Source organism: Streptomyces sp., assembly GCF_035563135.1.
Lineage (GTDB): Bacteria > Actinomycetota > Actinomycetes > Streptomycetales > Streptomycetaceae > Streptomyces.
The window spans coordinates 1-5,212 of the sequence record NZ_DATMVN010000284.1 but is presented as its reverse complement, the minus strand read 5'-3'; the positions used below and the strand labels follow the sequence as shown (position 1 = coordinate 5,212).

6 protein-coding genes are annotated in these 5,212 nt (G+C 72.7%); 5 read left to right on the top strand and 1 reads right to left on the bottom strand.

All coding sequences use genetic code 11. The features are described 5' to 3' along the window. The 5 genes from VN520_RS12575 to VN520_RS12555 form a co-directional block, all read left to right on the top strand. On the top strand, nt 1-623 hold a 623-nt coding region (locus VN520_RS12575), incomplete at its 5' end, for a biotin/lipoyl-containing protein (RefSeq protein WP_325746972.1). Then, a complete protein-coding gene (locus VN520_RS12570; protein ID WP_325746971.1) occupies nt 620-1,786 on the top strand; it encodes an acyl-CoA dehydrogenase family protein in 1,167 nt (388 codons plus the stop codon). The genes VN520_RS12575 and VN520_RS12570, both read left to right, overlap by 4 nt. An 82-nt stretch (nt 1,787-1,868) precedes the next feature. Beyond that, nucleotides 1,869-3,446 carry a 4-coumarate--CoA ligase family protein gene (locus VN520_RS12565; RefSeq protein ID WP_325746970.1) on the top strand — a complete coding sequence of 526 codons (1,578 nt, stop codon included), beginning with the start codon at nt 1,869-1,871 and terminating at the stop codon, nt 3,444-3,446. Next, on the top strand, nt 3,443-4,177 hold the full coding sequence (locus VN520_RS12560; RefSeq protein ID WP_325746969.1) for an enoyl-CoA hydratase family protein: 735 nt from the start codon (nt 3,443-3,445) through the stop codon (nt 4,175-4,177). The genes VN520_RS12565 and VN520_RS12560 overlap by 4 nt, the downstream gene beginning before the upstream one ends. Continuing rightward, the gene (locus tag VN520_RS12555) at nt 4,165-4,743 is read left to right on the top strand and encodes a TetR/AcrR family transcriptional regulator (RefSeq protein WP_325746968.1); all 579 of its coding nucleotides are present in this window, start codon (nt 4,165-4,167) and stop codon (nt 4,741-4,743) included. Before VN520_RS12560 ends, VN520_RS12555 begins: the two co-directional genes overlap by 13 nt. A gap of 43 nt (nt 4,744-4,786) precedes the next feature. On the opposite strand, the gene VN520_RS12550 is transcribed toward VN520_RS12555, so the two are convergent. Continuing rightward, on the bottom strand, nt 4,787-5,152 hold the full coding sequence (locus tag VN520_RS12550) for a YybH family protein (protein ID WP_325746973.1): 366 nt from the start codon (nt 5,150-5,152) through the stop codon (nt 4,787-4,789). Nucleotides 5,153-5,212 lie beyond the last annotated feature (60 nt).

Sequence of the window (5,212 nt, the reverse complement as noted above, 5' to 3'; positions counted from 1 at the left end):
CGGCCGTGGGAGCGGCATCGGGCCCGGCGCCGGGATCGACCGGCCCCGGCCCCGGCCCCGCCCGCTTCGGCGCCTGGCGCAATCTCACCTCGCAGCCGCAGACCAGGCGCTACCGCAGCGAGCCCGACGGCACCGTGTACGAGATCGCCTACCGCACGGGCCGGGACGGCGTCCCCGCACCCGTGTCGGGCGAGCGGGTCCTCGCCGCCGGGCCCGGCGCGGTCACCCTCGAAACCGGTGGTGTGACCCGGCGTTTCACGGTCACCCCCCACGGCGACCGGGCCCATGTCGACACAGCCGCCGGCGCGTACACCTTCACCGCTCCGCCCCGCTTCACCGACCCCGCCGAACGCACCGGACCCGGCTCCCTGCTCGCCCCCATGCCCGGCACCGTCGTCCGCCTCGCCGACGGCCTCGCGCCCGGTGCCGCCGTCGAGGCGGGGCAGCCGCTGATCTGGCTGGAGGCGATGAAGATGGAACACCGCATCCTCGCCCCCGCCTCCGGCACCCTCACCGCGCTCCACGCCGCCCCCGGCCTCCAGGTCGAGGTCGGCGCCCTGCTCGCCGTCGTACAGGACGCATCCGCGGAAGCCCCCGCTCACCAGGAGGAGACCACCCCATGAGCACCGTCCTCGAAACCGAAGAGCTCCAGGCCCTCCGTGCCGCCGTCGCCGCCCTCGGCAAGCGCTTCGGCCGTGAGTACAGCACCGGACTCGCCCGGAAGGGCGAGCACCCGCGCGAGCTGTGGGACGAGGCGGGCAAGCTCGGCTACCTCGGCGTCAACCTGCCCGCGGAGTACGGCGGCGGGGGCGCCGGCATGGCCGAGCTCTCCATCGTCCTGGAGGAGCTGGGCGCCGCCGGAAGCCCTCTCCTCATGCTGGTCGTCTCCCCGGCGATCTGCGGCACCGTCATCGCCCGCTTCGGCACCGAGGAGCAGAAACGGGCCTGGCTCCCCGGTCTCTGTGACGGCTCCCTGACCATGTCGTTCGGCATCACCGAGCCCGACGCCGGATCCAACTCGCACCGCATCACCACCACGGCCCGCCGCGACGGTGCGGGAGGCTGGATCCTCAGCGGCCGGAAGGTCTTCATCTCCGGCGTCGACATCTCCGACGCGACCCTGATCGTCGGCCGCACCGAGGACGCGAAGTCCGGCACCCTCAAGCCCTGCCTCTTCATCGTCCCCCGCGACACCCCGGGGTTCTCCCGCACCCGGATCGACATGGAAATCCAGGCGGCGGAGAAACAGTTCGAGCTGGTCCTCGACGACGTACGGCTGCCTGCGGATGCGCTCGTCGGTGAGGAGGACGCGGGCCTGCTCCAGCTCTTCGCCGGGCTCAACCCGGAACGCATCATGGGCGCCGCGTTCTCCATCGGCATGGGCCGCTACGCCCTCGAACGGGCCGTGGACTACGCGAAGACCCGCACCGTCTGGAAGGGCGCGCCCATCGGGGCCCACCAGGCCATCGCCCATCCGCTCGCCCAGGCACACATCGAACTGGAACTGGCCCGGCTGATGATGCAGAAGGCCGCGAAGCTCTACGACGACGGTGACGACACCGGCGCGGGCGAGGCCGCCAACATGGCGAAGTACGCCGCCGCGGAAGCCTGTATCAGGGCCGTCGACCAGGCCGTCCACACCCTCGGCGGCAACGGGCTCACCCGCGAGTACGGGCTCGCCTCCCTGATCACGGCCGCGCGTGTCTCCCGTATCGCCCCCGTCAGCCGCGAAATGATCCTGAACTACGTCTCCCACCAGACCCTGGGCCTGCCGAAGTCGTACTGATCCCCCCGGCCGCGTCCCGGGTCTCCCCACCCGCCCCGGCAGGGGCGATTCCGGCTCTCCACCCGCGTCGAAGGGGACCGCCATGGTGTTCCACAGCGAGTACGCAGACGTCCCGCCCCTCGAAACACCCATCCACGAAGCGGTCCTCGGCAGCGCCGCGGACTTCGGTGACACCCCGGCCCTGATCGACGGGACCAACGGGATGACCGTCACCTACAGCCAGCTCGACACCTTCCACCGGCGCATCGCCGCACACCTCGCCGCGGCGGGCCTGCGCAAGGGTGACGTCCTGGCCCTGCACAGCCCCAACACGATCGCCTACCCGCCCGTCTTCTACGGGGCGACCCGGGCCGGCGCCACCGTCACCACCATCCACCCGCTCGCCACCGCCGAGGAGTTCGCCAAACAGCTCAAGGACTCCGACGCCCGCTGGATCGTGACCGTCTCCCCGCTCCTCGACGTCGCCCGCCGGGCCGCCGGACTCGCGGGCGGTATCGAGGAGATCTACGTCTGCGACCAGGCCGAGGGCCACACCTCGGTACTGGACATGCTGGGCTCCACCGCCCCCGAACCCGACGTCACCTTCGACCCGGCCCAGGACATCGCCGTACTCCCGTACTCCTCGGGGACCACCGGCACCCCCAAGGGCGTCATGCTCACGCACCGCTCCATCGCCACCAACCTGGAGCAGCTGCGGCCCTTCGTCCCCCTCGGCGAACGCGACCGCATCCTGGCCGTGCTGCCCTTCTTCCACATCTACGGACTGACCGCGCTCATGAACGGCCCGCTGCGCTACGGCGCCACGGTCGTCGTCCTGCCCCGCTTCGACCTGGCCCAGTTCCTCGAAACGATCCAGACCCACCGCATCACCGGTCTGTACGTCGCCCCGCCCATCGTGCTGGCCCTCGCGAAGCACCCGCTGGTGGGCGACTACGACCTCTCGTCGCTGGAGTACGTCGTCAGCGCCGCCGCGCCCCTGGACGCCGGACTCGCCGCCGCCTGCTCCACCCGTCTCGGCGTGCCCGCCGTACGGCAGGCGTACGGGATGACGGAACTCTCCCCCGGCACCCACGTCGTGCCCCTCGACGTGGAGGACCCGCCGCCCGGGACGGTCGGAAAGCTGCTGCCCGGCACCGAGATGCGGATCGTCTCGCTCACCGACCCCGGCATCGACGTCGCCCCCGGCACCGACGGCGAGATCCTCATCCGCGGCCCCCAGGTGATGAAGGGCTACCTCGGCCGGCCCGACGCCACCGCAGCCATGATCGACGAGGACGGCTGGCTGCACACCGGGGACGTCGGCCGGACCGACGGGGACGGCTGGCTGTACGTCGTCGACCGGGTCAAGGAACTCATCAAGTACAAGGGCTACCAGGTCGCCCCCGCAGACCTGGAGGCCCTCCTCCTCACCCACCCCTCGATCGCCGACGCGGCCGTCATCGGGGTCCACGACGCCGACGGCAACGAGGTCCCCAAGGCCTACCTGGTCCGCGGGCCCGGCGCGGAGGGCCTCACGGAGGAGGACGTCATCGCGTACGTCGCCGACCGCGTCTCCCCGTACAAGAAGGTCAGACGGGCGGAGTTCATCGAGGCCGTACCGCGCGCGGTGTCCGGCAAGATCCTGCGGCGCGAACTGCGCGACCGGGAGAAGCCGCGATGACCCTGGCACCCCCGTCCCACGAACGGGGCATCACCACCCTCACCCTCGACTCCCCGGCCAACCGCAACGCGCTGAGCGCACGGCTCGTCGGTGAACTCGCCGAGGCGCTCGGCGCCTGCGCGGCCGACGACACCGTGCGGGCCGTGGTCCTCACCCACACCGGCAACACGTTCTGCGCGGGCGCCGACCTCACCGCGCCACCCGACCCGCACGAGCTCGTCGCCCTCATGCGGCGCGTCGTCGCCCTGCCCAAGCCCGTCGTCGCCCGCGTCACCGGGCACGTCCGGGCCGGCGGCCTCGGGCTGCTCGGGGCGTGCGACATCTCCGTCGCGGGCCCCGGGTCCACCTTCGCCCTCACCGAGTCCCGCCTGGGCCTCGCCCCCGCCGTCATCTCCCTGCCCCTGCTGCCCCGTCTCGACCCGCGCGCCGCCGCCCGCTACTACCTCACCGGGGAACGCTTCGACGCGGCGGAGGCCGCGCGGATCGGACTGGTGAGCGTCGCCGCCGAGGATGCGGACAAGGCGCTCGAACCGGTACTGGACGGACTGCGCAGAGCGTCACCCCAGGGGCTGGCCGCGTCGAAGGAGCTGGTCACAGCTACTGTGCTGCGGAGTTTCGACAGTCACGCCGAAGACCTCATCGCCCGCTCCGCAGCGCTCTTCTCCTCCGACGCGGCACGGGAGGGGATGACGGCCTTCCTGGAACGACGGGATCCCGCATGGGTGCTGTGACGCCCCCGAAGCAGGACAGGAGCCGCGCCACCCGGCAGCGGCTCCTGGCATCGGCGGTCGCCTGCCTCGCCGAACACGGCTGGGCGGGCTCCACCGTCTCCGTCGTCGCCGAACACGCCGGGGTCTCGCGGGGCGCCGCCCAGCACCACTTCCCGACCCGGGAGGACCTGTTCACCGGCGCCGTCGAGTACGTCGCCGAGGAACGCTCCGCCGCCCTGCGCGCCCTGCCCGTCCAGGGCCGCACGGAGGTCGTCGCCGCGCTCGTCGACCTCTACACCGGGCCGCTCTTCCGCGCCGCCCTCCAGCTCTGGGTGGCCGCGTCGAACGAGGCCCAGCTCCGGCCCCGCGTCACCGAACTCGAAGCGCGCGTGGGCCGCGAGACCCACCGCATCGCCGTCGGACTCCTCGGCGCCGACGAGACCCGGCCCGGGGTGCGCGAGACGGTGCAGGGCCTCCTGGACATGGCCCGGGGACTGGGCCTCGCCAACCTGCTGACCGACGACACCGCCCGTCGGCGCAGGGTCGTGACGCAGTGGGCGGCCCTCCTCGACGGCGTACTGGACTGATCCGGCCCCGCCGGGCGCGGTTCAGCGTCCCGCCGGGCCCGGTTCAGCGTCCGGGCGGGGCGAACTCCGGCTGGTCGAGCACCCGCAGCCAGCTTCCGTCGGGCTGGCGCCGGACGACCTGGGCGCGGGCTCCGGCCCCGTCCTTCGGCGGGGTCGACGTCAGGGCGATGCCGCCGCTGGTCAGAGTCGGCAGCGGCTGCTCCTGCTCGAAGCGGGGCCGGCCGGCGAGCACCTTCTCCCACAGCGCGCGGATCGCCTCCCGCCCCACCGTCACCTCGCCGGGCGGGTAGGCCAGCACCGCCTCCTCCTCGTAGAGGGCGGCGACCCCGGCCGCGTCGCCGGCGTTGGACCGCTCGACGAACAGGCGGGTGATGTCCTCGGGGCGCAGGGCCTTCTCGTACTCGGGCATGACGTTCCTCCTGGTCCGGTTCCTGTCTTTCCAGCGTGGCCAGGCACCCTCCAGAAGTCC